This is a genomic window from Paenibacillus tyrphae (assembly GCF_024158745.1).
In the GTDB taxonomy this organism is placed as follows: domain Bacteria; phylum Bacillota; class Bacilli; order Paenibacillales; family NBRC-103111; genus Paenibacillus_G; species Paenibacillus_G tyrfis_A.
This window is the reverse complement of record NZ_JAMZAW010000022.1, coordinates 19,862-45,786: the sequence shown is the minus strand read 5'-3', so window position 1 is coordinate 45,786 and position 25,925 is coordinate 19,862. Positions and strand designations below refer to the sequence as shown.

27 protein-coding genes and 1 pseudogene are annotated in these 25,925 nt (G+C 57.3%); 21 read left to right on the top strand and 7 right to left on the bottom strand.

What is annotated here, in order from left to right; translation table 11 throughout:
• Positions 1-2: 2 nt before the first annotated feature.
• From NI000_RS27480 to NI000_RS27420, 14 genes are all read left to right on the top strand, one after another.
• Complete coding sequence (locus NI000_RS27480) at positions 3-1,499, top strand: acetaldehyde dehydrogenase (acetylating) (protein WP_253414563.1); 1,497 nt, start codon at positions 3-5, stop codon at positions 1,497-1,499.
• 91 nt (positions 1,500-1,590) lie between these two features.
• The gene (gene eutM / locus NI000_RS27475; RefSeq protein ID WP_010499900.1) at positions 1,591-1,878 is read left to right on the top strand and encodes an ethanolamine utilization microcompartment protein EutM; all 288 of its coding nucleotides are present in this window, start codon (positions 1,591-1,593) and stop codon (positions 1,876-1,878) included.
• Positions 1,879-1,883: 5 nt separating this feature from the next.
• Positions 1,884-2,672, top strand: a complete 789-nt coding sequence (gene pduL / locus NI000_RS27470) for a phosphate propanoyltransferase (RefSeq protein WP_253414562.1) — start codon at positions 1,884-1,886, stop codon at positions 2,670-2,672.
• 6 nt (positions 2,673-2,678) lie between these two features.
• The gene (locus NI000_RS27465; protein WP_253414561.1) at positions 2,679-3,539 is read left to right on the top strand and encodes a hypothetical protein; all 861 of its coding nucleotides are present in this window, start codon (positions 2,679-2,681) and stop codon (positions 3,537-3,539) included.
• Positions 3,540-3,552: 13 nt separating this feature from the next.
• On the top strand, positions 3,553-3,834 hold the full coding sequence (locus NI000_RS27460; RefSeq protein ID WP_010499897.1) for a EutN/CcmL family microcompartment protein: 282 nt from the start codon (positions 3,553-3,555) through the stop codon (positions 3,832-3,834).
• A gap of 10 nt (positions 3,835-3,844) precedes the next feature.
• Entirely contained in the window at positions 3,845-4,186 is a 342-nt protein-coding gene (gene eutS, locus NI000_RS27455; protein WP_036676849.1) for an ethanolamine utilization microcompartment protein EutS, read from the top strand.
• Positions 4,187-4,189: 3 nt separating this feature from the next.
• The gene (locus NI000_RS27450) at positions 4,190-4,630 is read left to right on the top strand and encodes a EutP/PduV family microcompartment system protein (protein WP_253414560.1); all 441 of its coding nucleotides are present in this window, start codon (positions 4,190-4,192) and stop codon (positions 4,628-4,630) included.
• Positions 4,631-4,786: 156 nt separating this feature from the next.
• Positions 4,787-6,229 (top strand): sensor histidine kinase, encoded by a 1,443-nt coding sequence (locus NI000_RS27445; RefSeq protein WP_253414559.1) that lies wholly within the window; start codon positions 4,787-4,789, stop codon positions 6,227-6,229.
• A 283-nt stretch (positions 6,230-6,512) separates the two neighbouring features.
• Entirely contained in the window at positions 6,513-7,106 is a 594-nt protein-coding gene (locus NI000_RS27440; protein WP_253414558.1) for an ANTAR domain-containing response regulator, read from the top strand.
• 19 nt (positions 7,107-7,125) lie between these two features.
• The gene (locus NI000_RS27435; protein ID WP_253414557.1) at positions 7,126-8,604 is read left to right on the top strand and encodes an ethanolamine ammonia-lyase reactivating factor EutA; all 1,479 of its coding nucleotides are present in this window, start codon (positions 7,126-7,128) and stop codon (positions 8,602-8,604) included.
• Positions 8,601-9,962 (top strand): ethanolamine ammonia-lyase subunit EutB, encoded by a 1,362-nt coding sequence (locus tag NI000_RS27430; protein ID WP_253414556.1) that lies wholly within the window; start codon positions 8,601-8,603, stop codon positions 9,960-9,962. The genes NI000_RS27435 and NI000_RS27430 overlap by 4 nt, the downstream gene beginning before the upstream one ends.
• Before the next feature lie 36 nt (positions 9,963-9,998).
• Entirely contained in the window at positions 9,999-10,970 is a 972-nt protein-coding gene (gene eutC / locus NI000_RS27425; RefSeq protein ID WP_253414555.1) for an ethanolamine ammonia-lyase subunit EutC, read from the top strand.
• A 99-nt stretch (positions 10,971-11,069) separates the two neighbouring features.
• Positions 11,070-11,198: a hypothetical protein gene (locus NI000_RS36820; protein ID WP_010499887.1), complete on the top strand. Its 129-nt coding sequence runs from the start codon at positions 11,070-11,072 to the stop codon at positions 11,196-11,198.
• Positions 11,199-11,261: 63 nt separating this feature from the next.
• Positions 11,262-12,830: an amino acid permease gene (locus NI000_RS27420; protein ID WP_253414554.1), complete on the top strand. Its 1,569-nt coding sequence runs from the start codon at positions 11,262-11,264 to the stop codon at positions 12,828-12,830.
• 75 nt (positions 12,831-12,905) lie between these two features.
• Here NI000_RS27420 and NI000_RS27415 read toward each other — a convergent pair whose 3' ends face one another.
• Positions 12,906-13,817 (bottom strand): LysR family transcriptional regulator, encoded by a 912-nt coding sequence (locus tag NI000_RS27415; RefSeq protein WP_253414553.1) that lies wholly within the window; start codon positions 13,815-13,817, stop codon positions 12,906-12,908.
• Positions 13,818-13,982: 165 nt separating this feature from the next.
• On the opposite strand from NI000_RS27415, the gene NI000_RS27410 reads away from it, so the two are divergent.
• Entirely contained in the window at positions 13,983-15,257 is a 1,275-nt protein-coding gene (locus NI000_RS27410) for an MFS transporter (protein WP_309247939.1), read from the top strand.
• 182 nt (positions 15,258-15,439) lie between these two features.
• Here NI000_RS27410 and NI000_RS27405 read toward each other — a convergent pair whose 3' ends face one another.
• The 3 genes from NI000_RS27405 to NI000_RS27395 all read right to left on the bottom strand — a co-directional run bounded on the left by NI000_RS27405 (position 15,440) and on the right by NI000_RS27395 (position 17,121).
• Complete coding sequence (locus tag NI000_RS27405) at positions 15,440-15,997, bottom strand: PadR family transcriptional regulator (protein ID WP_253414552.1); 558 nt, start codon at positions 15,995-15,997, stop codon at positions 15,440-15,442.
• A gap of 227 nt (positions 15,998-16,224) precedes the next feature.
• Entirely contained in the window at positions 16,225-16,596 is a 372-nt protein-coding gene (locus NI000_RS27400; RefSeq protein ID WP_253414551.1) for a hypothetical protein, read from the bottom strand.
• A 312-nt stretch (positions 16,597-16,908) separates the two neighbouring features.
• Positions 16,909-17,121 carry a hypothetical protein gene (locus NI000_RS27395; RefSeq protein ID WP_253414550.1) on the bottom strand — a complete coding sequence of 71 codons (213 nt, stop codon included), beginning with the start codon at positions 17,119-17,121 and terminating at the stop codon, positions 16,909-16,911.
• 293 nt (positions 17,122-17,414) lie between these two features.
• Here NI000_RS27395 and NI000_RS27390 point away from each other — a divergent pair, with 293 nt between their 5' ends.
• Together NI000_RS27390 and NI000_RS37195 are read left to right on the top strand one after the other, a co-directional pair.
• Entirely contained in the window at positions 17,415-18,590 is a 1,176-nt protein-coding gene (locus NI000_RS27390) for a HEAT repeat domain-containing protein (protein WP_253414549.1), read from the top strand.
• Between the two features lie 36 nt (positions 18,591-18,626).
• Positions 18,627-19,676 (top strand): annotated as a pseudogene (locus NI000_RS37195) (CgeB family protein); the annotation flags it as partial.
• Here NI000_RS37195 and NI000_RS27385 read toward each other — a convergent pair.
• The gene (locus NI000_RS27385; protein WP_253414548.1) at positions 19,600-20,421 is read right to left on the bottom strand and encodes a polysaccharide deacetylase family protein; all 822 of its coding nucleotides are present in this window, start codon (positions 20,419-20,421) and stop codon (positions 19,600-19,602) included. The pseudogene NI000_RS37195 and the gene NI000_RS27385 overlap by 77 nt on opposite strands.
• A 92-nt stretch (positions 20,422-20,513) precedes the next feature.
• Between NI000_RS27385 and NI000_RS27380 the strand changes: the two genes are divergently transcribed.
• The 3 genes from NI000_RS27380 to NI000_RS27370 are packed head-to-tail and all read left to right on the top strand — an operon-like array spanning position 20,514 to position 23,181.
• Complete coding sequence (locus NI000_RS27380) at positions 20,514-21,500, top strand: CgeB family protein (protein ID WP_253414547.1); 987 nt, start codon at positions 20,514-20,516, stop codon at positions 21,498-21,500.
• Between the two features lie 32 nt (positions 21,501-21,532).
• Positions 21,533-22,180: a polysaccharide deacetylase family protein gene (locus tag NI000_RS27375; protein WP_253414546.1), complete on the top strand. Its 648-nt coding sequence runs from the start codon at positions 21,533-21,535 to the stop codon at positions 22,178-22,180.
• 14 nt (positions 22,181-22,194) lie between these two features.
• Positions 22,195-23,181, top strand: coding sequence for a CgeB family protein (locus NI000_RS27370; RefSeq protein WP_253414545.1), 987 nt, complete (start codon positions 22,195-22,197; stop codon positions 23,179-23,181).
• 14 nt (positions 23,182-23,195) lie between these two features.
• Here the strand turns inward: NI000_RS27370 and NI000_RS27365 are convergent, their stop codons facing one another.
• Positions 23,196-24,152, bottom strand: coding sequence for an MBL fold metallo-hydrolase (locus NI000_RS27365; RefSeq protein ID WP_253414544.1), 957 nt, complete (start codon positions 24,150-24,152; stop codon positions 23,196-23,198).
• A 254-nt stretch (positions 24,153-24,406) separates the two neighbouring features.
• Here NI000_RS27365 and NI000_RS27360 point away from each other — a divergent pair, with 254 nt between their 5' ends.
• Positions 24,407-24,832 carry a universal stress protein gene (locus NI000_RS27360; RefSeq protein WP_253414543.1) on the top strand — a complete coding sequence of 142 codons (426 nt, stop codon included), beginning with the start codon at positions 24,407-24,409 and terminating at the stop codon, positions 24,830-24,832.
• Between the two features lie 85 nt (positions 24,833-24,917).
• On the opposite strand, the gene cysK is transcribed toward NI000_RS27360, so the two are convergent.
• Positions 24,918-25,856, bottom strand: coding sequence for a cysteine synthase A (cysK, locus tag NI000_RS27355; RefSeq protein ID WP_253414542.1), 939 nt, complete (start codon positions 25,854-25,856; stop codon positions 24,918-24,920).
• Positions 25,857-25,925: the final 69 nt, after the last annotated feature.

Here is a 25,925-nt window from a genome sequence, read left to right as displayed (position 1 = left end):
ATATGAAGCTGGACGCCGATTTGCAGGCGATACAGGAAGTGCGCAGCCTTCTGCAGGAAGCGGGTCAAGCCCAGAAGCTGCTGGAAAAAATGACCCAGTCGCAGATTGACGACATCGTCGCTGCGATGGCCCGGGCGGCCGAGGCGGAAGCCGTACGGCTGGCCGAAATGGCCGTGGAAGAGACCGGGTACGGCAAAGTGGCCGATAAAACGGCCAAAAATCTTTTCGTCGCCCGAAACGTGTACGGGTCGATGAAAGACATGAAGACGGTCGGGATCGTCCGCAAGGACGACGAGCGTAAGGTGTGGGAAGTGGCGCAGCCGGTCGGCGTCGTCGCCGCGATCATCCTGTCGACCAATCCGACGTCGACCGTCATGTTCAAGTGCATGATCGCGCTGAAGGCGCGCAATGCGATCGTCATCAGCCCGCATCCGTCGGCGCTGCGCTGCTCGCTGGAAGCCGCCAAGGTAATGCGGCTGGCGGCGGAGAAGGCGGGAGCTCCCGCCGGTTTGATCCACTGCTTGTCAAAGCCTTCGGTCGAGGCGAGCAACGAGCTGATGCGGCACAAGCGGACGGATGTGATCCTGGCGACCGGCGGCACGGCGATGGTCAAGGCCGCTTACAGCTCGGGCAAGCCCGCGTATGGTGTCGGGCCGGGCAACGTCCCGGTGTACGTGCACCACAGCGCGAACCTGTCCCGCGCGGTCAGCTTGATTTTGCAAAGCAAGACGTTCGATTACGGCACGATTTGCGCTTCGGAGCAGGCGATTGTCGCCGACGCGTCGATCAAGCCGCAGCTGGTTGAAGAGCTGAAGCGGCAGGGCGCCTATTTTCTGGATGAAGAGCAGAAGCGCAAAGTCGGCTCGATTCTGACGATCGGTAAAGGGTTGAACCCGAAAGTCGTTGGCCGATCGCCGCAGGTGATCGCGGAGATGGCGGGCTTTACCGTTCCGCCGGAGGCGCGGGTATTGATTGCAGAAGAAACGAGCGTCGGACACGCGTATCCGTTCTCCGTAGAGAAGTTAAGCCCGGTGCTGGCGCTCTACACCGTAAAAGATTGGCTGGAGGGCTGCAGCCGCTGTATGGAGCTGCTGGAGCTCGGCGGACTCGGGCATACGCTCGGCATTCACTGCGAGAACGAATCCGTCATCGAAGCGTTCGGGTTGGAGAAGCCGGCCTCGCGCATCGTCGTCAACTCGGGCACGACGTTCGGCGGCATCGGCGCCACGACCGGCATTACGCCGTCGTTTACGCTGGGCTGCGGCTCGTTCGGCAACAATATTACGTCGGACAACATCGGTCCGCAGCATCTGCTCAACATCAAGCGCGTCGCCTTCGGCATCCGCGAGATGGATATCGCCCCAGTGGCGTCGCAGGCGGTAGAGCGGACGATGGAAAAGCTGCAGCCGGAAGCCTCCGGCAATCCGGGAATTTCGCGGGAGGATGTTCTGCAGATCGTCCGCAGCGTGCTATCTGAATTGCAGCTGGAAGCCAAGTAAGTTAATTCAGCAAATTTAATCCGGTAAGTTTAATCCGTTAAGTTCAATTTTAAATCATCAACTAAACTTTTATTCCAGGGAGGAATAGACAATGGCAGGAGAATTGGCAGCACTCGGAATGGTAGAAACGAAAGGACTCGTAGGATCGATTGAGGCAGCAGATGCAATGGTCAAAGCGGCAAATGTCAAATTGATCGGAAAAGTGCATGTCGGCGGCGGTTTGGTAACGGTAATGGTGCGCGGCGATGTAGGCGCAGTGAAAGCGGCTACGGATGCCGGCGCGGCAGCTGCGGAAAAAATCGGCGAACTGGTCTCCGTACACGTCATTCCGCGTCCTCACACGGATATTGAATTCATTCTGCCGAAGCTTGAAGGCTAATCCCTATGGCGCTGATTACGGAAACGAGTCTGCGCAGCCGGCTGGCGCAAGGGCTCCCGAATCCGTATCCGATCGCGGCCGGGGACCTGCTGACGCCGGCGGCCAATGATTTTCTGAAAAGCCGGGGCATCGACATTCAGCGTCTGAAGGCCGAAGCTCCGGCGGCCTTGCCTGCGGAGCCGGCGCCCGAAGCGCCGCTCCTTCCCGTCGGCGTCTCGGGCCGGCACGTGCATTTGTCTCCGGAGCATGTCGAGGCGCTGTTCGGCGAGGGGTACCAGCTTACTCCGCTGAAGGAGCTGTCGCAGCCCGGACAATTTGCCGCACAGGAAACGGTCACGCTGATTGGTCCGAAAGGCGTTCTGCAGAACGTGCGCATTCTTGGACCTTCACGTGGGGCGTCCCAGGTGGAGATATCCCGGACGGACGGCTTTGCGCTCGGCGTGAAGCCCCCTGTCCGGCTGTCGGGCGATCTGGAAGGCACGCCCGGCATTACGATGGCCGGCCCGAAGGGCGCGGTCGTGCTGGCGCAGGGCTTGATCGTCGCCAAAAACCATGTCCATATGTCGCCTGACGATGCCCAGAGGTTTGAGGTGTCCGACGGGGACCGCATCATTCTGCAGACCCGCGGCGACCGGCCGCTGGCGTTTACGGACGTTGTAGTCCGGGTGAACCCGCGCTATGCGCTTGACGTTCATCTCGATACGGATGAAGCCAACGCCGCTCAATTGAATACCGGAGATACGGTGCAAATGATCGGCAAAAACGGCGTCTTCACTCGTGCGGAAAGGGGGTAGCGAAGCATGGAGATCAAACCGATGATCGAATCGATCGTCCGTGAGCTCGTGCAGGCCATGCAGGCGGAGCAGGTGAAAAAGCCCAAAGTGCTGTATCTGTTTTGCGACAGCACTGCGCACGAGGCGTTCACGGACCATTTTATATTGCTCAAAAACAGCGGAATCTGCTACGATATGCTTTTTCTCGACGGAGAAACATCTTCATGGCTCGGCCTGCATAAAATCGAATGCGCCGGTCCGGGAAAAATCATTGCTGCCGACGAATATGCGCCCGCGCCGCTGGAGCTGCCGCTCGAATACGACGGGATCGTCATTCCCGAGATCGATGTGGATAACGCCGCACGTGCTGCGCAGGGGCTGAAAGGGACGGTGAAGGCGGAGATTTTGTTTTCCGCGCTCGTTTTGAATAAGTTCGTGCTGATCGGGGACGATATACCCGGATTGAAACGGGCGGACCGGCGTACGCTGAAAACGCTGACGCTGCCGAAGCCTTACGTCAAGCTGTTCGAGCGCTACAAGCGCGAGCTTGCTGCCCTCGGCGCGGAGTTCGCTCCGCAGAAGCTGCTGGCGGAAGCGGTTGTGCGCAAATGCGGTGTGGAGCAGCGCCAGCCGAGTAACGAGGCGCCGGCTCGTGGCACGTCGTCGCCGGAAGCGGCAGGTGCTCAAGCCGGAACTGCGAACGGTAGTAAGGCAGCGGCAGACAGCGCCGTGTTCGAAGGCAAGCTGCTGACCGCCGAATGGGTTAAGCGGCAAACGGATACCTCGCCGGACGTGCGAAAGCTGATCCTTGGCAAAGGTACGATCGTTTCTCCCTTGGCGGCGGATTTGCTGAAGGAGAAAGACGTCGCGGTCCAGTATGCGGAGTAAAGGGTGAAGTCCTATGTTTATGGGGAAAGTGATCGGCAGCGTGTGGGCCACGCAGAAGGAAGAGGGCATGGACAACCTGAAGCTGATGGTCGTCCAGCCGATGGATTTCAAGGACCGCGAAGCGGGGCAGCCGGTCATCGCCGCAGACCGCATCGGAGCGGGCGTCGGCGAGAATGTGATCGTATCCCGGGGAAGTCCGGCCCGCGTGCTGTTCAGCGGTAAAATGGTGCCCATCGACGCCATGATCGTCGGCATTGTAGACAGCTTCGAAGTCGGCGACGATAGCGGCGGTTAGGAGGAGGCGTATGGAACAGGAGAAACAGCGGGTCATTCAGGAATATGTACCCGGCAAACAGCTTACGCTCGCGCATGTGATCGCCAACCCCGATCCCGTACTGTATACGAAGCTCGGGATCGAGAAGGCGAGCGCGATCGGCATTCTGACGTTGACGCCGACGGAAACGGCGATCATCGCGGCAGATATTGCCACGAAAGCCGCGAACGTCGATATCGGCTATTTGGACCGCTTCACCGGCTCTCTGGTTATCGTGGGCGACGTATCCGCGGTCGAAATGGCGATCGAATCGGTCAACGAATTTTTGCACGAGAAGCTGAAATTTTCAATCGCTCCTTTGACGAGGTCGTAAGCCATGCGTAAAGTCATGATCATCGGCGCCGTGGGCGCCGGTAAATCGACGTTGGTCAAAGCGCTGATGGGCGAGCAGCAAGCGGCGGTCAAAACGCAAAGCCTCGTGTTCCACGACTGGCTGATCGATACACCCGGCGAGTACAGCGAGAATCCGCTTTACTATCGTTCGCTGATGGCGACATCGCATCAAGCGGCGGCGATTTTGCTCATACAGGACGCGACCCGCGAGCGGAACTATTTTCCGCCCGGGTTTGCAGGGGGCTTTCCGATTCCGGCCATCGGGGCCGTTACGAAAATCGATCACCCGAAGGCCGATCCGGACCGGGCAGTCTCGCTGCTCCGGTCATCGCTGCCTAAAGGCGAGATCCTTTTGACGTCGGCGGCCGGCGGCGAAGGAATCGCCGAGCTGAAGGAACTGCTGCTGGGCATCGTGAACCGGTAGCTTCGAACGTGTAGCAATAGATACGAAAGGGAAACCTACCGGCAAGCGCAGGTTACAGGAAGAAATTTACCTTGTGTAAGGGCTTTCTTCGCAGCGCGGTTTGTGTGACAATAAAATCGATGCATGTATAAATCGAGACGTCGTGAGGGATTGCTTATGCCATCGATTGCCGAACTGTGCGCGGAGCGCACCCTTTTATCTGCAGAAGAAGTGGAAGTTATTATAGATTTGTCGCGACATTTGCAATTGTTCGCCGACGTGTTCCAGTCGGACGTATTCATCGACTGTCCGCTTACGGATCAAGGCACGGCGCTTGTCGTAGCCGAGGCTAGGCCCACGACGGCCCCGTCGCTCTACCGCTCATCGGTGGTCGGGATGCACGCTTATGCGCACAACGAGCCGGCCGTCATGTTTTGCCTGCTTTCCGGCCAGCCGGTCATCGGTTCCCGGGGGATATCCCAGGAGCAGATCGCGATGCGACAAAATGTCGTCCCGATCCGGGCCAAAACCGGCCGCGTGATCGGCGTGCTCATCATGGAGCAGGACATTTCGGAGATCGTCGAGCAGGAAAAAAACGTGGAGCGGCTGCGCGAAACGACGGAGCAGCTCAGCGAAACGCTGCTTGCGGTCGCCTTGTCGGAAAGCAGCGTCCAATCACTCATGCACGAGGGCATCGTGCTGTTCGACGGGCAGGCGAATATCACCTATGCGAATCCGCGAGCCCGGCAAATGCTGCAGGAGATCGGGCACGGCGGCGCGCCGGAAGGCTCAAGCCTGGTCGAGCTGTTTTACGGCAAGCTTGATCGCGCTTCGCTGCTCGCACCAACCGGAATCGTCCGTCAGGAGCTTGTGATCGGGCATGTCGCGTTGGAGCTGAAAACCGTCTCGATCAACCGGCAGCAGCAGGGAGCTCTCGGACTGATGCTGATCCGGGACATCTCGGACTTGAAGGAAAAAGAGAAGCAGCTCGTCATTAAATCGGCTGTCATCAAGGAGATTCACCACCGGGTCAAAAACAATCTGCAAACCGTCTCCAGCCTGCTCCGGCTGCAAATGCGCCGTACGAAGCTGGAGGAAGTCGAGAAAATATATCGCGACAGCATCAACCGCATCAACAGCATCGCCGTCATCCACGAGATGCTGGCCTACGACGGGCTGGAAACGATCCAGTTCAACGATGTGCTGGATCGTATCGCGAAGAACGTCGTCTCCTCCACGGTCAAGCCGGATCAAGCGATTCGCGTCTCCATTTCGGGGGACACCTTGACGCTGCCGTCCGACATCGCCACCACGCTGGCGCTCGTCTCCAACGAGCTTGTGCAAAATTGCGTGACGCATGCGTTCGTCGACCGCGAGCAGGGAGACATTCGGATCTCGCTCTACTGCAGCGGACAGATCGTCCGCATGGTGGTAGCGGATAACGGCATAGGGCTGCCCGCCGCGGCCGATAGCGCCCGCAAGGGTCATCTCGGGTTGAAAATTACGGAAACGCTTGTGCGCGAAAATCTCGGAGGCCTCCTGCAGATGGCTTCCACCGGGGAAGGCACGCAGGTCACGATTACGTTTCCGCTTTTCCCGGCGGAGCCGAAACCGGTCTAAACGACGCCGATCAAGCGGCGTGGGATTGTTGGGAAAGTGGTCGTTTACAAAAATAGAGATGCAAACGGAGGTGGGGTATCCACTGGAGAAGCGACAGCGGCCGCCTTTGTCTTCGGGAAATGTCCGCTAATAAGCGGTTTCAATCAAATTTCCCGAGGACAACAGCGGTCGGAAGTGGATACCCCACCCCTTCGTAACCTCGATTATCTCAATTGACCACTTTCTCAACTCTGCCGCCGATCAAGCGGCGTCATATTCGTCGGACTTATGAGGAGGTGTCAAGATGCAGAACTCGATCGTCGTCGTGGATGACGACCCGATCATTCGAATGGATATCCGTGAAATGCTGGAGGAAGAAGGCTATGCGGTGGCAGGGGAAGCGAAGAACGGCGAGGAAGCGATCGAGCTCGTCGCCGCGCTCAAGCCCGACCTGGTCATTATGGATGTGAAAATGCCGGTGATGAACGGCATCAAAGCGTCCCGCATCATTCGCAGTCTGCATGACACGGAAACGTCGGTCCTGCTGCTGACGGCGTACAGCCAGAAGGAACTGGTGCAGGACGCCCGCAGTGCGGGGGTTGCCGCCTATTTGGTCAAACCGGTATCGGAGGAGGATTTGATCCCGGCGGTCGAAATTGCGCTCAGTCAGAAGGAAAGAATCGACTCGCTCAAAAAAGACCTGGAGCAGCTCAAGCAGTCGATCGAAGAGCGGAAACGGATCGAGAAAGCGAAAGGGATCGTCATGAAAACTTTCGCGCTGGATGAAGAAGAAGCGTACAGGAAAATGCGCGCCGTCTCGATGGCGGAAAGCATGCCGCTGATCAAGCTGGCGGATGGAATATTGAAGGACGGGCCGAAGCGCTGGTTCGGTCCTTGAAAGAGTGGTGAGCGGATGCATGGAGCCACAATGGATTACCAGCGTAGGCATCGATATCGGCACGAGCACGACCAAAATGATCGTCAGCCGTCTGAAGCTGGTGCGGACGTCGGGCGCGCTCAGTCTTCCCCGCTTTGACATCGCGCAGCGGGAATTGATCTACGCGAGCCCGATCCACAGCACGCCGCTGCTCGGCGAAGACGAAGTGGATGCGGATACGATCTGGGCCATTCTGACCGAAGAATACGATCAGGCCGGCGTCCGGCCGGAAGAGTTGAAATCGGGCGCGGTGATCATCACCGGCGAGACCGCGACGAAAGCGAACGCGCGCCGGATTGTGCACCTGCTGGCCGAGCGGTCTGGGGACTTCGTCGTCGCGACGGCCGGAGCCGATCTCGAAGGGCTGCTGGCCGGCAAAGGCGCCGGAGCGGACCGCCGCTCGCTGGAGGTGCGCGGCGCCGTCGTCAATATCGACATCGGCGGAGGGACGGCCAATGCAGCCGTGTTTTACCGGGGAAAAGCGGTCGGCACAGTGACGTATCATATCGGCGGACGCCTGATCGAGCTGAACGCCGGGGGAACGGTGACGAACGTCTCGCCATCGATCCGGCCGTGGCTGGAGGCTGCCGGATACCGGCTGGAGCCGGGGCATACCGTCAGCTACGCCCTGCTTGAGGACCTGTGCCGGGCGATGAGCCTCGCCATGCTCGACGATTTAGCGGGCATGACGGCTCCCGAAGAGCGCGATACGGTCCGCAAGCTGACGCTGGGCGCTCCGCTGCCGCAAGTGCCGCCGATCGAAGAATGGACGGTATCCGGCGGCATCGGGCGGCTGATGGAGGAAGCGAAGCCGCAGAGCTTGGCCGAAGCCGCCAAGCACGGCGATATCGGGCCGCTGCTGGCGCATACGCTCAAAGCGTGCGCCGCACGATATCCGATCCGGCTGGCGGTGCCCGATCAGACCGTACGGGCGACGGTCATCGGAGCGGGCATGCAGAGCACGGAGATCAGCGGAGCTACTGTCCATCTGGACCCTACGCTGCTGCCGATCCGCAACCTCCCGGTGTGCAAGCTGGAGCTGACGCTGTCGCTGCTCGAACAGCCGGCCTCGCTTGCCGCAGCCGTCGAGCAGACGATGCAGAGCGGCGCAGCCTTGTTCGAGCGGGACGCCTCGCCGCCGTTCGCGCTGGCTTTGGCCGGGCTCGAACATTGCGGCTACGCCTCGCTTCAGCGATTAGCCGACCGGTTGAGCGAAAGCTTCGCCGCCTATTTTCCGGACAGCCGGGTGATGGTCGTCGTTTGCGACACCGACATCGCCAAGGCGCTCGGCCAATCGCTCGAAAAACGGCTAAAGGAACGGACGAAGATCGTGTGCATCGATCAGATCAAGGTCGAGCACGGAGATTATATCGATTTAGGGGAACCGATTGCGGGCATTATGATTCCCGTGGTCGTCAAGACGCTGGCGTTTCATGGCAGAGAGGGGGACCGACGTTGAAGCTAAAAACCGCTTTACTCGGCAAAACATTTCAATTTCGCGATTTAAAAGACGTGATGGCCAAGGCGAACGAAGAAAAATCCGGAGATCAGCTTGCCGGGATTGCGGCCGAGGATGCCAAGGAACGGATGGCGGCCAAGCTGGTGCTGTCCGAGCTGACGCTGGCGGACATTCGCAACCATCCGCTGCTGCCGCCGGAAACCGATGAAGTGTCACGGATCATCGAGGAAGGCGTCAACGAGAAAATCTATGCGGAAATCCGCAACTGGACCGTAGCCGAGCTGCGCGAAACGCTGCTGCGGCACGAGACGGGCAACTCCGAAATACGCCGCATCAGCCGGGGACTTACCAGCGAAATGGTAGCGGCCGCCGCCAAGCTGATGAGCAATCTCGATTTGATGCAGGCGGCGTCCAAGATGGAAGTGACGACCCACTGCAACATTACGATCGGGCAGAAGGGCGTGCTCGCGGGCCGAGCCCAGCCGAATCACCCGACGGATAACATCCAAGGCATGAAAGCGTCTTTGTTCGAAGCGCTAAGCTACGGAATCGGGGATGCCGTCCTTGGCATCAATCCCGTCATCGATTCGGCGGATAGCGTGAAGGAACTGTTGAACGCGACCAAAGAAGTGATGACCAAGTGGCAGATTCCGACCCAAAACTGCGTGCTGGCGCATGTGAAAACGCAGATGCGTGCGATCCGGCAGGGCGCTCCCGCCGACATGGTATTCCAAAGCCTGGCGGGCACCGAAGCGGGCAACAAAGCGTTCGGCATCGATGTCGCCCTGCTCGACGAGGCGGACGACCTGATTCGGCGCGACGGGACGGGAACCGGTCCTAATCTGTGGTATTTCGAGACGGGGCAGGGCTCCGAGCTGTCCGCCGAGGCGCATTTCGGCATCGACCAGGTGACGCTCGAATCGCGGTGCTACGCGCTCGCCAGGAAATATAACCCTTTCATGGTCAATACGGTTGTCGGCTTCATCGGACCGGAATATTTGTACGATTCGAAGCAGGTCATCCGCGCCGGACTGGAAGACCATTTCATGGGCAAGCTGCAGCAGCTGCCGATGGGCGTGGACGTCTGCTATACGAACCATATGAAAGCGGACCAGAACGATATGGACAATTTGTCCGTGCTGCTGACCGCCGCCGGCGTCAACTTCGTCATCGGCGTGGCGATGGCGGACGACTGCATGCTGAATTACCAGTCCACGAGCTTTCACGATATCGCTACGCTGCGGGAAATGACGGGGCGCCGCCCTGCGCCGGAATTCGAGCGCTGGCTGGTCAAGATGGGCATTATGGAAAACGGACGCCTGACCCCGCTGGCCGGGGACCCGACACTGTTTATGTAATCAATCGTATAGCGCTGCGAGAGGAGGAGAGAAGCGATGACCATTTCATTGGACCGGCTTGTCGATCAAGTGATGGCGGAGCTGGAGAAGAAGCTTGGCACGGCCGGCTTGCCGGGCGTAAAAGATGCGCCGGCTCCTAAAGGCACCGCGGACGCAGGCGATTCACAGCAAGACACGGCCCCAAGCACGGGAGGCGGTAGCCAAGAGCATGCGCGCCAATCTCCTGTGACGGACGCCGGGTCCCATGCGGAGGAGAGCGGTATCCTAGGCTTCGGCGATGCGGCCTCGCATAATGTCCCGAATCCGAAGTGGGCTGAGGGCATGAACGAGCTGCTGGCCAATACGCCCGCGCGTATCGGCGTATGGCGGGCGGGAACGCGGCCGTTGACCCGGGAAATGCTCAAATTCCGCTGCGATCACGCCGCTGCCGTCGATTCCATTTACGGCGAGGTCAATCAAGCGGTGCTCGACGAATTCGGCATGTTTACCGTGGAGACACGCTACGGCAACACCGAAAATTATTTGAAGCGCCCGGACATGGGCCGGATCGTGACGGACGAGGGCATTGAGCTGATTCGCAAGCAGTGCGTCATGAAGCCGCAGGTACAGGTGGTCGTTTCGGACGGCTTGAGCGCGAACGCAGTCGACGCCAATTTGCGCGACGTCTATCCGTCCTTGCTGGATTCGCTCGAAGCCTACGGCTTGAAAACCGGTACCCCGTTTTTCGTGCGCGGCGGGCGCGTGGCCGTCATGGATCAGATCGGCGAGCTGCTGCAGCCGGAGGTACTCGTGCTCTTGATTGGCGAGCGGCCGGGACTCGTATCGTCGAAATCGATGAGCGCCTATATGTGCTTCCGCCCACGGCAGGGAACGGTTGAAAGCGACCGCACCGTCGTCTCCAACATTCACCGTGGCGGCACGCCTCCGGTCGAAGCAGGCGCCCACATCGGCACGATCCTGAAAAAAATGATTGAACAGCAAGCAAGCGGAGTCCGCTTGGAAATCTAATGGGAAAACGCTTCCAAAAAGGTATGTTCGCAGACGAACCCGCATAACCGTGAAAGAGAGCTTGCCAATCCAACGCGCCGGGGAGGGAGGTGAGACTGCATGGCTATGACGATCGGAATCGTATTGATCGCCGTCACTTGCTTGTTTGCTTTGTGGATTGTCCGGCTTGCCGGAAACAGCATTCGGACCTATGACGAAAGCGAGCATGAAAGCTTCCTCGGAAAATAAGCCGACCGGACCGGACCTTCCACTGTCATCCTGTTGTTATCCTTATGAAGGAGGCTGGGAACCATGAGCGAACATCTCCATCATCACGACAAGGACAAACAAGACTTGAACAAGTTCGGCTACGCGCAGGAGCTGCTGCGCAGCATGGGCGGGTTTTCCAACTTTGCGATTTCGTTCTCGATCATCTCTATCTTGACCGGCGCGGTATCTTTATACGGCCACGGCTTAACGTACGGCGGGCCGGGCATGATGGGCTTCGGCTGGCCGATCGTTGCACTGTTCGTCATGTTCGTAGCGGCGGCTATGGCGGAGCTTGCTTCCGCAATTCCGACGGCCGGAGCGCTGTACCACTGGGCGGCCATCCTCAAAAACAAGCGCTGGGGCTGGTACACGGCGTGGATCAATCTGATCGGTCAGATCGGCATCGTCGCCGGGATCGATTACTCCGTCGCGCTCTTCGCCGATCCGCTGCTCGCCGGCGTGTTCGGCTACACCTCCAGCAATACGACCGTCCTGATCGCCTTCACGGTCATTTTGCTTACCCACGGCATCCTCAATCACATCGGCATCCGTATCGTCGCCAAGCTCAATGATTTTTCCGCTTGGTACCACATTATCATCGTCGCAGTACTTGTCGTCTCCTTGGCTTTGTTTACGAAAAACGGCTTGAACAACGTCGATTATTTGTTCAAAGTGGGCGAGACGTTCTCCGACAAGCCTTACTTGTTCGCTTTTCTGATCGGATTGCTGCAAGCGCAATGGACGTTTACGGGCTACGACGCCTCCGCCCATACGATTGAAGAGACGATCAATCCCCGCGTCCGCGCGCCTTGGGGCATTTTCACCTCGGTTGCGTATTCGTTTGCCATCGGCTTCCTGATGCTCGCCTTCGTCACACTCTCGATCAAGGACGCCGCAGCTGCCGCCGGCTCGGAGAACGCGTTTATTTATGTCATCAGCCAGGCGCTGGGCGGCACGTTCGGTTCCGTCGTGCTGTGGCTCGTTACCGCCGCAATGTGGTTTTGCGGCTTATCCTCCATTACTTCGTTTTCCCGGATGATGTACGCCTTCTCGCGCGACAAAGGCATGCCGTTCAGCAGCCAATGGGCGCAAATCTCCAAAAAATTCCGCACGCCGGCCAAAGCGATCTGGCTTGCGATTATTCTTTCGTTCCTGCTGGCATTCGTCGATTATATCATCAAGACGGTCAACCCGGACGCGGCCTATACGACCATCGCGTTTCTGACCGCCGTCAGCGTCGTCGGCTTGTACGTGGCTTACGGCATCCCGATTTGGCTGAAGCTCCGGGCGAAGGCGCAAGGACGGTTTCAGGAAAAGCATCTCGGCCCGTGGAACCTGGGCAAGTACAGCGATTTCGTTTCCGTGGTGGCCTTGATCTGGATCGTCTTCATCTGCATCGTCATGGTGATTCCTCCTAACGAAACGGCCGGCTATGCGCTCGCCGCTATGCTCCTCCTACTCGTGATCATGGATGTGGCCTATTACAAAAATCATTTCCCCGGTCCGCTGGCTGCGCTGAATACGTCGATGGAAGACATTTTGCGCCGCGAACGGGAATTGGAGCAAGCGGGAAGCCCCGGCACCGGCTCGGGATTTTCGCACAAAGCTTGATATGACATAAAATGCAAAAAGCCTCATGCCCGGCGGTATCACCGGTATGAGGCTTTTGAGCTTGCGTGCACGGCTTTAACCTGCATACTCTTCGTAGGACCAATCCTTCGCATGTTTCAGCGTGATTTCGATAAACGCGGCCAAGGCCGGGGAAAGCCATTTGTTTTTATGATAAATCATTTGGGAGAACACCTTTCTGAAGCTTCCTTCGAACGGAATGAGCCTGAGTTTATGGTCGCGCAGCTCTTCCATTACGGCCAGCAGGGGCAGGCAGGCGAAGCCTAAGCCGCTGGCGACGCAGCGCTTCATCGCTTCGATACTCCAGAGCTCCATAATGTGCGAGGGGGTAATGTGTCTGTCTCGCAAATACTCTTCAAACATCGTCCGGTAGCTGCATTCCCGCTCGTTGGCAATGAGGCATTCCTCCAGCGTCCGGTTATGATAACGGCTGTCCAAGGTGGTGATCGGATGATCGGGACTTCCGATGATAACAATCGGCTCTTCCGCTAACGGATGCACGACCAGATCGCTCTCCTGAAGCTCCGGAACGATGAGAAAGGCGACATCCGCGTCCCCGCTCAGCAGCGCTCTTTTGTTGGCTCCGCACGTCGCGTTGCTCAGCTTGATGCTGACGTGCGGGAATCGTTTTCGATACTCTCTTAAAACCGGCTCCAGGCGATAGACGGTCAGCGATTCCGGAGCGGCAATCCGCAGCTCACCTTTCAACTCTCCCGTTTCGTTAGCCATATTTTCGATTTTCTCATACGTTTTCAGCATTTCCTGCGAATACTGCAAAAGGCGGCTTCCGGTTTCCGTCAGGCGAATTTTTCGTCCCAGCCGTTCGAACAAAGGGGCGCCCAAATGGGCTTCCAGCGCTTGAATGTGCGAGGTGACGGTGGATTGGGTGTATCCCAATTGCTCGGCCGCTTGGGTGAAGCTGCCGCATTCGATAATTTTTTTGAAGGTGATAAAATGACGTATTTCCATGATTACACCAGCCTTACGGTTAGGTCTGGTTCCATACTATCATAAAAATCAATGGATTGGTTCGATAATTTCAATTTTACCGATGCTGCGAATTGTCGTATCGTAATAATACCCTGCAAAGGGGCTGGCGATAAAACGCATTTTTGTTGACAAGGAGGGGGAATGATGATGAAAAGCGGATCGGAACCATCCAAAATGTATTATGGGTGGGTCGTCGTCCTAATCGTGTTCGTAACCTTGCTGGTATCGGCGGGAATCCGCTCCGTGCCGAGCCTTTTTATGCTGCCTTTTCAAGAAGAGTTTGGCTGGAGCCGCTCCGATATATCGACGGTCGTAGCGACCAATATTCTCTTGTACGGCTTAATCGGACCTTTTGCGGCGGCATGGATGGAAAAGCTGGGCATTCGCCGGACGATGGCGATCTCGCTGCTGCTGCTGGCCGTGAGCCTGTCATTGACCCCTTTTATGAGTTCCTTATGGCAGTTTGAGCTGGTATGGGGCATCGTGGCGGGCATCGGGACGGGTACCCTCGCCAACGTGCTTGGCGTCACGGTAGCCAACCGGTGGTTTGTCAAACGAAAAGGGCTGGTCGTGGGGATGCTTACCGCAAGCGCGGCTACGGGGCAGCTGCTGTTCCTGCCTCTGCTTGCCAAAATCACGGAGGAGCTCGGCTGGCGGTATTCCGCCTATGCGGCCGTGGCCGTCCTGCTGGTATTGCTGCCGGTTGTCGTGATCTGGATGCGAAATCATCCGTATGACGTGGGCGCCGCGCCTTATGGCGAGGAACAGTTGGTGAAGCCGAGCCCGTTTCGCGGAAACTTGTTTCTGGAGCCGCTGATCTCGCTTCGATTGGCTTCCCGCAGCTTAACCTTTTGGCTGCTGGCGGGCACGTTCTTTTTTTGCGGCTTCACGACGAACGGCTTGATCGGGACACACTTGATCCCCGCCTGCGGCGATTTCGATATCTCAATGGTGACCGGGGCCGGACTTCTCGCGCTGATGGGCGTTTTTGATCTGGTGGGCACTACGCTGTCGGGTTGGCTCTCCGACCGTTTCGACAACCGATGGTTACTGTTCTGGTATTACGCGCTCCGGGGCCTTTCGCTTATTTACCTGCCGCAGGCGCTGGGGCTGGGTCCGACGCATCTGCTTGTGTTCGCCGTGTTTTACGGCCTCGATTGGATCGCGACCGTCCCGCCGACCGTGAAGCTTACGACGGATGCTTTCGGCAAGGAGCGCGCGGGTATGATTTTCGGTTGGGTTGTGGTCGCCCACCAGATCGGCGCGTCGACGGCCGCTTATTCGGCGGGCGTTTTGCGCGACTGGCTGGGCAGCTACACGCTGCCGTTTATGTTGGCGGGATTGACTTGCTTCATCGCCGCTTTCATGTCCGTGAGGATTCAAGCCGCCGGCCGGCGGAAAATCGCTGCGGCCGGCTGACGATGCAGCAGGGTCATGCGTAAACGCGGGTTTTTAGGACGCCGGCTGCGGGGAGCTATCCGGCGTCCTGCACTTGCTGCAGATGAAAAGGCATCGCATCCGTTCCTTTTCGATCGTTTCGATAAGGAATACAACGGATTATGCAATATTGTATAAATGAGCACAAATAAGTTCGGTCCGGTTCAGAACAGCAAGCCTTGCTCGAGTTTGCCGACCATGCCTTCGATCCACTGCAGCTCGGCTTCCAGCCGCGCCGAGAAGAGCCGCAAATTTTCGCTTAAATAATGAGGAGTATTGGCGGGAAAAAGGTTGAAATCGGCGGTAGCTTTAAAGCTCTCGATATCGGCGCGGAGCAGGTTGATCCGATGACGGAAGGCGCCGAGCAGATGATCCTTGGAAATGCGGTTCATGAACATCAGTGCGATGTGGAACGAATCGAACTCCGGCTTGTATTCCCATATGGCCTTGTCCAGCAGCCGCTCGAATTCCTGCTTTCCCTTCTCGGTTACTTGGTAAGCGATTCGGGCAGGCCCTTTTTTATTTTCGATGATTTTCTCGGAGGAGGCCGTTTCCGCAAGCCCTTCGGAAGCCATTTTATTCAGCGCAAAATAGATGGACCCGTATGCGATGTTCGCCCATTTGCCAGCATGCCAAATTTCCAGCTCCTTGCGCACATCGTATCCGTGAATCGGTTGACGTTTAAGCAGAACGCCCAAAATAAGCAGACGGGTTGACGACATGATTCGTGTCCCTCCCGAATGGATATGGTCGAATGATACTTATTGATCATAAGGCAAAACGGTGGTTTTTGCAAAATTTTCCCAGAATAAAATTATGGGCTGCCCCCTCAAGGAGCCTGGCGCTCATTCGGTGTGCGCTCGGAGGGGGGCAGTTTTTGTTTTGTTTTTGGGGAGCTTTATCGCTTGATGCCGTACCGCTTCTCCAGATGCTCCGCATGGGTGCGCAACTACGAGTGCGGCCCGAAAAACTTGTCGTAATAGTCCAAATCGAGATGATGCGTCTGCAAATACATCAGCGAGTACACGGACGGCACCGTCGCCGGGAATTTGCCGAATGGGTCGTACACATACTGCGCGATATGTGCCACGGCGGCGCGCATGTCTTTGAAATGAGGCGGCGTGTACGAGACGAATACGCCTTCGAGCCCGGTCGGATTCGGCAGCGGCTCGTGCTCGGATTTGTAGGCGAGCGCTCCGTCCGGAATTTCCGCTCCCCGGAAAAAACGCCGGGAACGGCGGCCGAACAGCGCTTCCACCAAGGGAAATTCGGCGATTTCCTTTAACCATTGCTCGTCGATTTCGATGTTGTCCAGCGACATGCTAATCCCTCCGCAGATGAAATAAATAAGGTCATAAAAAAAGACATCAATGCACCAGATGCCGAAGCGAAAAAGCTTCGAAGGCATGGCACAATCATGTCTCTCCAGTGGACTGGTCGATGATTAATAATTTCGATGGAAATACTAGGAATATCAATCATATGTATCATAATCCGGGCTTGTTTTCGTTGTCAATGCCAAATTTGCTGTGAAAACCTTGTGCGGCAAAGGCGGACAAGAAAGCAGCTGCTTTTTCGGCAGCGGCGTTTTCCCGGCGTTGCAGGCGGTTAAAAGCTTATTTTATCGACAAAATCAAAGGCGATAGCACACACGAACCCCAGTGCTGCGCCGGCAGGTTAATGGCGATGATACCGGCCAGAAAAAGGGCTCTCGTGACGATTCCGCCGCTTGATAGAACCGGACGAACACCGCATAGATGAGCGCCCAGACGCAGCCGGCGTAAGCAGGCCATACGGCTCTCTTGGTGAAGCGTTCGAAAGCGTTCCATTTTGGGGCTCTAGCCATGTTATTTATGGTGGTTTGCTGCATGGTGAAATGCTCCTTTCTTGTTCGGCCAAGGCATGTGCTGGGAATCCCGACCGGCGCGGCGAATCTCAGATCTTTCGATCGATGGCGACGTCTTGATGATACACCGGAGAATTCGGTTTGTGACGCGTCTGCAGATCTGTTTGCCCGAAGGTCCGGAGGTCTGTTTGCGAGCTGCCGCGATTGAGATCGGTTAACTTTTGCAAAAAAACTTGAGTCTGCGCCCGTTTCCCAGTATATTGGGGATATCCATATTTTCACGGGGGTAGAACATGAGTCGAAACGACGAACTTACCGGGTATGGCCGCCATCATCTTCAGATGGAATCGTACGGAGCGGCCGCCTTTTGCTTTTATCGGGCTATAAAAGAAAACGAATTCAACGGAAACGCGTGGAACGGACTCATTCTTTCGCTGAGTTTGATGCGCCGGGAGGAAGAGATCCGCACGACGCTCGCCCGCTTCGCCTTGCAGCCGGGACTGGATTTCGACCGCGACCTGCTGACCTTCGTCTTCATGATGTGGCAGCAAAATCCGCGCGCTTTGGCCGAATGGCTGCGCCGGATCGTGCAATTCAACGGCATCCCCGAAAAGGACCAGCTGGCGTTCACGGAAATTGCGGAGGACGCGGAGCGAGCCTATGAGGATTTGGTCGCGAAGTACGGCGCGGAATCGCTGCACAGCCGCGGCATGCTGACGCTGGAAGAGTACGCGGCGCGTCCGATTCAATTGGACTGGCTGCTGGAAGCGCCGGTCGATACGATTTACGAGCAGCTGCAGTGGTGGCTCGAGGACAAGGACTCGGCGCTCTCGGCGGTGCGCCTGCTCTGCATGTTGCCCGACACGCGAAGCGAAAAGCTGCTGCGCCGCGTCTGCCGGAACGTCGCCATCGAGCCAAAGGTTCGGACGCACGCGCTGCTGGCGCTCCGCTGGCTTGGCGTCCGCGGCAATGCGAAGCTGTACAAGTTCAACGAATCGTTCGTCGTCGACTTGGACACCCCGAAGCCGGAGCTGACCATTTCCGTTCCGGCCGTTTACAAGCCTGCGCTGGACCGCGTGAAGCTGTGGGCGGCCAAGGAAAAGGGGCTCGTGACGCCGGAGGTGTACGAGCAGTACGCTTCGACGGACGAGGTCCAACTGCCGCCCGAGATCGTCGAGAAGCTGGACGAGGCGGAGGTTCCGCCGCTGCTGCAGGAAGTGTCGCATGCGCTCATCCGCGCCGCTCATGACGAGTATTACCCGCTTGTGCCGACGATCAGCGGCACGCGTCAATGGAGCGCCGCACTGCTCATGCTGATGAAGGATTATGCGGTCGGCATCGGGGAAGAGTGGCCGTACGGCGAGCCGGAGCAGGATGAAACGGCGAAGCAGCACCGCAACTGGCTGCTGAGCGCGAGCCCGGATTTTTATCCGAGCATCGAGGAAGTGCGGAAGTTGAAAGAAAGCTGATCCGCGCGGCGCTGTCCGCGTAGGGTCGAATAAATCATGAAAAATGCCGGTTTTCTCCGTTCAATCAGGAGAGGCCGGCATTTTTGCGTTGTTCAAATTTGGGTTGCGTTTTTTTGCGCCAAAGGGCGTTCGCACATGACCCCGGCACTTGTGCTACATAGCATAGATAGGAATACGTTCTTCCTGAAAGGGGGGCATCGCTTGCGGATTTTATTTTTGGAAGATCATCCGATGTGGGTGCACGGTTTGCCTAACGGGTTTCGGCAGCTTGGTCATCAGGTCAAAACTTATTTCCCGAACGCAAACACGACACAGGCAATCGACCTCTTCCGCCCCCATCTTGTCATCGTCATGGGATGGACGCCGGCCAATGATACGGCTAAAAAGCAGCTGCGGATTTCAAAGGCTGTCCGGAAGTCCGGAGTTCCCCTCGTTTATTGGGCGACGGAAGACCCTGGGTATCACCGGAAGTTTTCCAGACCTTTGGTTCGGCGGATAAAGCCCGACTTTGTCTTTACCATTCATCGGCCTACGCTGAAAGAATACCAAAAAATGCGCATTCCGGCCGCCCATCTGGATTTCGGTTACGATCCCGGCATCCATAAGCGAGTTCCTGCCGTCAAGAAGTACCGGAGTACCGCGGCTCTCGTGGCCAACGGCTATATACAGCTTTACCGGCAAAAACCGGGCCATTTCCGGTTCAAGTCTCTCCGCACGCTGGTCAACCCGTTTTTGGCGAACGGCCTTGACGTTGCATTGTACGGACGCTATTGGAACAAGATGCGAGGCTTTTTCCGGACGCGCCTCCCCCAAGAATCGATCTGCGGATGTATCCCTTATCCGGAAGCGAACAAGGTATATAGCTCGGTCAAGTTTGTCATTTGTCCGCAAAATGCGGGGGACCGCCTCACCCAGCGCACTTATGAAATTCTGGCTTCGGGAGGGCTTATCGTTACAAACGACACGCCCGAAATACGCCGATGGTTTCGCCCCGGCCGCGATCTTCTCGTCACTTCTTCCGAGAAGATGACGCGAAGCCTGATCCGGAAATACGCCCGGCAGCCCGGGGCCTGCGAGCGCATACGCCGCTCCGCGGTGCGTGCTGCCGCTCCGCACGCCTACGTGCATCGTGCGCAGTATATTTTGCGCGTGTTGAGGAAACGCGGGATTCTACAGCGCGGCCGGGGCGGGACCGGGCTGCGGAATGGACGCGGGGCCGGCCCGCAAGAAGGTTGGATACGGTAAGCAGCCGGTAGCCTCTCGCACGTAAGCGGTCGATAATTTTCGGCAAGGCCTTCGCCGTTTGGCTGGCGGAATCGCTCGCATGCATCAGGACGATGTCTCCCGGTCCCACGGCGTTCAGCACCCGCCGTACGATGGCATTCACTCCCGGCTTCTTCCAATCCAGCGAATCCACGCTCCAATGAATCGTCAGGTACCCGAGCCTTCGCAGCTTTCTTACGACGCGGGCATTCAAATCGCCGTTGGGCGGCCGGAACAGAACGGGCTTCACCCCGGTTGCCTTCCGGATGACGCCCTCCGCCTTTTTCACCTGCCGGTGAATCCACCGGTTCCCATGCCCGGTATAGTTGACATGCAGGTCTCCATGGGAGCCGATCTCATAGCCTCTGGAGCGGATGGCGCGGGCAAGGCGGGGGTGGCGGGCAGCCCATGGAGCGGAAAGGAAAAAGGTAGCCTGAGCCACTTTCTTTTTCCGCAAAATACCGAGCACCGGACCCGGTACTTTGCTGCCCCATCCGATATCGAACGTCAAGGCAACCCGTTTTTGCTTGGTTTCGATTTTATAAATCGCTTGGTCGCGGTTTTTCACGGAATCCCTCCTTATACCAATACTATATTCCACAGGGGGGACAGCCTGACCGTGCGTCTGTCATGACGGATGTCAACGAAAGGAGCCCGAGTATGAGAATCCTCTTTTTCGAGAACGGAACGATCTGGTCCAGAGGTCTGCCGGATGGACTGCGCGATCTGGGACATACCGTACGGATGTCCGGACCGCTGACGAAGCGCCGCATTCCCGCCATCCTGGCTTCCTTCCGTCCGAATCTGATCGTCAACGTCGGATGGGGGCCAGACCATACCAAAAATAAACAAATATGGATGCGAAAATACGCCAAGGCCGCGCGGATTCCGCTCGTTTATTGGTCTACGGAAGATCCTCATTTTACGAAGGCGTTCACTCTTCCGCTCATCCGGAGAATGCGGCCCGACTACGTCTTTACGATTTCCGCCAAAACGGCCCGGAAATTCCGCAAGCTAGGAATTGCCGCCGCTCATCTGGATTTCGGGTTTCATCCCAGCCTTCATCGCCGGGTGAAGCCTTCGAAAAAATATGCGTGCGATATTGCGGTCGTGGCTAACGCCTATCCGTCGGTTCTGCAGAAGGCTCCGGGACATTTTCGCCGGGAGGCGATCCGGATGCTCCTCCGCCCCTTGCTGCAGCGCGGATTCCGCGTCGATTTTTACGGACGGGACTGGGATAAAATGAAGCCTTATCTGGGGCGGCGCATTCCGCGTCAGTGGATTCACGGCTATTTGCCGTACAAGGACGCAAGCAAGGTCTACAGCTCGGCGAAAATCGTCCTCGGTCTGCAAAATTACCGGGACATGGTCACGCAGCGCACCTACGAAATTGCGGGCTCGGGAGCATTTTTGCTTACCTGCGATACGCCGGGGGTCCGAAAGCTGCTGAAGCCGGGATACGAGGTTGCCGTGACTTCTTCACCGGCGCAAACCGTCCGGGCGGTACGCCGTTACCTGAAGGATGCCGCGGGACGGGAGCGCATCCGGCGGCAGGGCCGAAAGGCGATTGCGAAGCATAGCTATACGCACCGGGCGAGGTTGTTGTTAAGTGTGCTGCGGCGGCGCGGCATTATTGGAAACCGCTGATCCTGTTTTCTCATTAAAGGGGGGAGCAATAGATGGAGAAAAGCGGGAGAAGCAGGGTCGCTTTTCTTACGTTTGACGACGGGCCGTTCCGCAATACCGGCGTTATTCTTGACCTGCTCCGCCAACATCGGGTGAAGGCGACTTTTTTTGTCGTCGGCAATCGGGCGAGGTACGCTATCCGGCTGTACAGGAGAATGGTACGGGAAGGCCACGCGATCGGCAATCATTCCTTTTCGCACGATTACCGCTTGATTTACCGTTCGGTAGACGATTATGTAAGAGATTTCCGCCGGCTGGAATCGTTTCTGGTGCGCGTTACGGGGAAGAGACCGGCGGCCATTCTTCGTTTTCCCGGAGGAACCAATAACCGGGTAAGCCGGAAATATGGAGGCAGGAGGCTGATGCCTCTTCTGGTGAAGAGGATGCGAGAGGCAGGCTACCGGCATTTTGACTGGAACGTCGATTCGGACGATGCGGTAAAGCCGCCGCCGACCGCCGGTACGATCGTACGCAAGGTGCTCGAGGGCAGCCGATTCAAGCGGCGGGCCGTCATTCTTTTTCACGATTTCAATAAAAGGTCACTTGAGGCTTTGCCCGCTGTCATCCGGGGCTTAAAGCGGAACGGCTTTACATTCGGTACCCTATCGAAGGCATCATTTCGCTGCCAATTTCGACCATAAGAGGTGAGCAGACTATGCGCGTATTATTTTTGGAAAGCCATCCGATGTGGATTCACGGTCTCCCGAACGGCTTCCGCGACGCGGGACATCAGGTAAAAATATCCGGTCCCCTGACCCCAAGGAGCCTTCAAACGCAGATTGCCCGTTTCCGGCCTCATCTCATTGTCTCCCTCGGGTGGACCCCTGAGCACAGGCAGCACAACCGGAAGTGGATTCGAAAATATGTCGGCAGATCGGGAATTCCGCATGTGTATTGGGCGACAGAGGACCCGACCCATACGGAATATTTTACCCTTCCGTATATCCGGGCCGTGAAGCCGGATTTTGTGTTTACCATCTGCCGTTCCCGAGTGAAGGATTACCGGAGGATGGGCATCCGGTCCGCACACTTGGATTTCGGTTACCACCCCAAGGTGCACAGGCCCGTCAAAGCCCGCAGCGAATACCGGTGCAGCATCGCCGTTGTCGCCAACGCGTATCCCCGGAATCTGGTCAAATATCCGAAGCATTACCGCAAGCAATCGCTCCGCAAATTAATCAGCCCTCTTGTCCGGCAGAAGATTCGCATCGATTTTTGGGGGAGAAAATGGGGAGAAATGAAGCGGTTTCTCGGCGCCGACATCCCCAAAAGCTGGATTCACGGGTACTTGCCCTATCCCAAAGCAAACCAAGTATACAGCTCGGCAAAAATTAATATCGGATTGCAAAACAAGCTCACCCAGGTGACGCAGCGCACGTATGAAATTCTCGGTTCGGGTGGCTTTCTTCTCACTAGCGATACGCCGGAGATCAGACGATTGTTTAAGCCCGGCGAACATCTGGCCGTCTCCTCCTCGCCTCAGCAAACAATGAGGCTGGTCCGCTACTATTTAAATCATCCCGAACAGCGCGAGCGGATCCGCAAAGCCGGACTGCAGGCCGTGAAGAAGCATTCCTACAAGCAGCGGGCCTTGCAAATGATCCGCGAGCTGAGAAGGCAAGGCATTTTAAAGCGCGCTTGAAAACGGCACCGCATTTATTCGGGCTTTCGCAAGAGCTCGCCCAGATCCACCTCCATCAAATCCCGGCCCACCGTAATCGGTCCGCGATAAATCTCGCTCATGCCCCGGATGTAGGCCGCTTCCGCTTCCGGCGTTTTGGCCGGAGCCGGAATGTGGTGGGTGAGCAGCAGATGCTTGACGTTCGCCTGACGGGCGATTTCGGCCGCTTGCAGCGTCGTCGTATGGTATTTCGCCGGATTGCCGAGGCCTGTCGCCTGCTCCGGGTACATGGCAATCAGGGCGTCTAGCCATTCCTTGTTGTAAGCCTCGTGAACGAGCAGGTCGGCTCCTTGGGCGTAACGAACCATATTGTTTACCGGAACGGTGTCTCCCGAGATGACGGCCGCTTGCCCGTTGTATTCGAATTTGTAGGCGACGGCCGGGTATACCGGACGATGGTCGACCTCAAAGGCCGTAATCCGGATGCCGTCCCGATCGTATACGACGCCTTCGTTGCATTCGTGATACTCGATTCGCGAGCCGTCGAAGGCGGATTTGTTGTAATTGATTCGCAGATCGACGTCGAAGGCGAACGACGCCTCCATTTTACCGATAATGTCCCGGGTCGTTACCGGACCGTACACCTGCATCGGAACGGTGCGGTTCTCGTAGACGGCGCCCGGGACGACATGCGTTCTCCAACTGCTGATGAACACGTCGAAAAAGCCGGAGTTGTGATCGCTGTGGTGATGCGTGAACAGCACGTCCGAAATGCGCTGGGGCATGATCCCGGCCAGAAGCAGCTGGCCGACGGTTCCCGCTCCGCAATCGACGAGAAATACTTTGCTGCCGACGAGCACGGCCACCCCTGGTTTGGCGACCCCGTAGACCGCCCGCGGCGATCCGGTCCCGAGTAAAATGACTTTTAAATGCTCGTGAAAATCGGGCACGAGTTTTTCCTGCCCTTGAATGTGCCTGGCGAGGTCTGTCAATCGAAAAAGCCCCTTCCCGTGTGTAAAATGCAAGCTTGTATCGTGGTCTGAATCCATTATAGAACAAGAGGTCTGTGCTTACCATACAAATCATTTTGGAATAGTCGGAATTATAGAGGGGGTTTCCCGCTGGGCTGGTTACCGGCTCTGTTGTCATGCCGATGACGGCGCTGGGACAAGCTTTTCTAATTTGTCCGTCAGGTGTGCTATACTTGTTATGTTGCCTGCTATCGATTTCCGAAAGGATGGTTGCCATGTTTACAAGTATATTGGTTGCTTACGACGGTTCCGAGCTGTCCCAAAGAGCCTTGGCCAAAGCGAAAGAGCTGGCGGGAGAGTCGAACGCCAAGCTTGAGGTCGTCCATGTGCTGCATCATCCCGTTGTCGTCTTCGGCGAAGCGGTCGTATCTCCTCCGCGAAGCTATGAAGAAGAGTACATACAGCATGCGCAATCTCTCATCGACCAAGCGAACCGGGAAATCGCCGGGCTTCCGAACGCGAAAGCCAGTTTGCTGCAAGGTCAGCCTGCGGACTCCGTTCTGGATTATGCAGGGGAGATCGGGGCGGATCTCATCGTGATCGGAAGCCGAGGCTTGTCCGGCCTTAACGAATGGGTGCTCGGAAGCGTGAGCCATCATGTCGTGCAGCATGCCCGGATTCCCGTTCTTGTTATCAAATAGGCCTTTTGATATTAAAAAAAGACGTGCGCAGGAACCGCAATCGCCTTGGCGATCGTTCCGCGTACGTCTTCTTTATTATGCGCAGCTATTCTTCCTGATACAGGTCGGTCGACAAGTACCGCTCGCCCGAATCCGGCAGCAGCACGACGATCGTTTTCCCCTCATTCTCGGGCCGGATCGCCAGCTCCGTAGCGGCAAAGGCCGCGGCGCCCGACGACATGCCGACCAGCAGTCCTTCCTGCTGCCCCAGCAGCCTGGAGGTCCGGTAGGCGTCGTCCGTGCGTACCTTGACGATCTCGTCGATGACGGCCCGGTCGAACACTTCCGGCACGAAGCCGGCGCCCAGCCCCTGGATGCGGTTAGGCCCCGGCTTGCCGCCGGACAGCACGGGCGAATCGTGCGGCTCCACCGCAACGATGCGTACGGCCGGATTGTGACGCTTCAGCACTTCGCCGACGCCCGTCACCGTTCCGCCGGTCCCGACGCCTGCGACAAAAATATCGACTTTGCCGTCCGTGTCTGCCCATATTTCCTCCGCTGTCGTCTTCCGGTGGATCGCCGGATTGGCCAAGTTATTAAACTGCTGGGGGATGAACGAATGCGGAGTTTCCGCCGCCAGCTCGTCCGCTTTGCGGATCGCGCCTAGCATCCCTTCGCCGCCCGGCGTCAGCACGACCTCGGCGCCGAGCGCCTTGAGCAGATTGATCCGTTCCCGGCTCATCGTATCCGGCATGGTCAGGATCAGCTTATAGCCCCGGGCAGCCGCTACGGAAGCGAGGGCGATGCCGGTATTGCCGCTTGTCGGCTCGATGATGACGGACTCCTGCGGGCGAATGAGTCCTCTTTCTTCCGCGTCGATGATCATGGCATAGCCGATCCGGTCTTTGACGCTCCCGGCCGGGTTGAAAAATTCCAGCTTGGCCAGCAGGGTGGCTTTTAATTCTTGCTTTTTATGATAATTGGACAATTCCAGCAGCGGGGTATTCCCGATCAGATCCGTTAAGTTTTTCGCGATACGGCTCATCTGTATTCCTCCATTCATTCCGATTAACCCTATTCTTTTAATTACAATATACCATGATACTGCAATAAC

What these genes read in the sequence shown, in the direction of transcription:
- NI000_RS27480 (WP_253414563.1), top strand. Translation starts at nt 3, where the DNA reads ATGAAGCTGGACGCCGATTTGCAGGCGATACAGGAAGTGCGCAGCCTT.
- eutM (WP_010499900.1), top strand. Translation starts at nt 1,591, where the DNA reads ATGGCAGGAGAATTGGCAGCACTCGGAATGGTAGAAACGAAAGGACTC.
- pduL (WP_253414562.1), top strand. Translation starts at nt 1,884, where the DNA reads ATGGCGCTGATTACGGAAACGAGTCTGCGCAGCCGGCTGGCGCAAGGG.
- NI000_RS27465 (WP_253414561.1), top strand. Translation starts at nt 2,679, where the DNA reads ATGGAGATCAAACCGATGATCGAATCGATCGTCCGTGAGCTCGTGCAG.
- NI000_RS27460 (WP_010499897.1), top strand. Translation starts at nt 3,553, where the DNA reads ATGTTTATGGGGAAAGTGATCGGCAGCGTGTGGGCCACGCAGAAGGAA.
- eutS (WP_036676849.1), top strand. Translation starts at nt 3,845, where the DNA reads ATGGAACAGGAGAAACAGCGGGTCATTCAGGAATATGTACCCGGCAAA.
- NI000_RS27450 (WP_253414560.1), top strand. Translation starts at nt 4,190, where the DNA reads ATGCGTAAAGTCATGATCATCGGCGCCGTGGGCGCCGGTAAATCGACG.
- NI000_RS27445 (WP_253414559.1), top strand. Translation starts at nt 4,787, where the DNA reads ATGCCATCGATTGCCGAACTGTGCGCGGAGCGCACCCTTTTATCTGCA.
- NI000_RS27440 (WP_253414558.1), top strand. Translation starts at nt 6,513, where the DNA reads ATGCAGAACTCGATCGTCGTCGTGGATGACGACCCGATCATTCGAATG.
- NI000_RS27435 (WP_253414557.1), top strand. Translation starts at nt 7,126, where the DNA reads ATGGAGCCACAATGGATTACCAGCGTAGGCATCGATATCGGCACGAGC.
- eutC (WP_253414555.1), top strand. Translation starts at nt 9,999, where the DNA reads ATGACCATTTCATTGGACCGGCTTGTCGATCAAGTGATGGCGGAGCTG.
- NI000_RS36820 (WP_010499887.1), top strand. Translation starts at nt 11,070, where the DNA reads ATGGCTATGACGATCGGAATCGTATTGATCGCCGTCACTTGCTTGTTT.
- NI000_RS27420 (WP_253414554.1), top strand. Translation starts at nt 11,262, where the DNA reads ATGAGCGAACATCTCCATCATCACGACAAGGACAAACAAGACTTGAAC.
- NI000_RS27415 (WP_253414553.1), bottom strand. Translation starts at nt 13,817, where the DNA reads ATGGAAATACGTCATTTTATCACCTTCAAAAAAATTATCGAATGCGGC.
- NI000_RS27410 (WP_309247939.1), top strand. Translation starts at nt 13,983, where the DNA reads ATGATGAAAAGCGGATCGGAACCATCCAAAATGTATTATGGGTGGGTC.
- NI000_RS27405 (WP_253414552.1), bottom strand. Translation starts at nt 15,997, where the DNA reads ATGTCGTCAACCCGTCTGCTTATTTTGGGCGTTCTGCTTAAACGTCAA.
- NI000_RS27400 (WP_253414551.1), bottom strand. Translation starts at nt 16,596, where the DNA reads ATGTCGCTGGACAACATCGAAATCGACGAGCAATGGTTAAAGGAAATC.
- NI000_RS27395 (WP_253414550.1), bottom strand. Translation starts at nt 17,121, where the DNA reads ATGGCTAGAGCCCCAAAATGGAACGCTTTCGAACGCTTCACCAAGAGA.
- NI000_RS27390 (WP_253414549.1), top strand. Translation starts at nt 17,415, where the DNA reads ATGAGTCGAAACGACGAACTTACCGGGTATGGCCGCCATCATCTTCAG.
- NI000_RS27380 (WP_253414547.1), top strand. Translation starts at nt 20,514, where the DNA reads ATGAGAATCCTCTTTTTCGAGAACGGAACGATCTGGTCCAGAGGTCTG.
- NI000_RS27375 (WP_253414546.1), top strand. Translation starts at nt 21,533, where the DNA reads ATGGAGAAAAGCGGGAGAAGCAGGGTCGCTTTTCTTACGTTTGACGAC.
- NI000_RS27370 (WP_253414545.1), top strand. Translation starts at nt 22,195, where the DNA reads ATGCGCGTATTATTTTTGGAAAGCCATCCGATGTGGATTCACGGTCTC.
- NI000_RS27360 (WP_253414543.1), top strand. Translation starts at nt 24,407, where the DNA reads ATGTTTACAAGTATATTGGTTGCTTACGACGGTTCCGAGCTGTCCCAA.
- cysK (WP_253414542.1), bottom strand. Translation starts at nt 25,856, where the DNA reads ATGAGCCGTATCGCGAAAAACTTAACGGATCTGATCGGGAATACCCCG.